We start from the raw sequence: 202 nt of genomic DNA, 5'->3' as shown, positions 1-202 counted from the left end.
CGTGCAGGATGAGGGTGGGGACGGTGATCTTGGGGAGGTCCTCGCGGAAGTCGGTGAACCAGGTCAGGGGTGCGGCGGCGGCGGCGTGGGAGCCGCCGGCGGCGGCGACGTTCCAGCTGTTGCGGACGGCTTCCTCGCTGATGCGGGTGCCGAGGTTGTCGTCGAGGTTGTAGAAGTCGCGGTAGAAGGCGGTGTAGTAGGC

The 202-nt window shown here is 68.3% G+C and carries 1 pseudogene; it reads right to left on the bottom strand.

Going from position 1 to position 202, the window contains the following annotated elements:
- Positions 1-202 (bottom strand): annotated as a pseudogene (locus IF37_RS0138840) (alpha/beta hydrolase); the annotation flags it as partial.

Source organism: Streptomyces sp. NRRL S-31, assembly GCF_000718775.1.
Taxonomy (GTDB): Bacteria; Actinomycetota; Actinomycetes; order Streptomycetales; family Streptomycetaceae; genus Streptomyces.
Note: the sequence above shows the minus strand (reverse complement) of the source record. Positions and strands in the feature narration are given on the sequence as shown.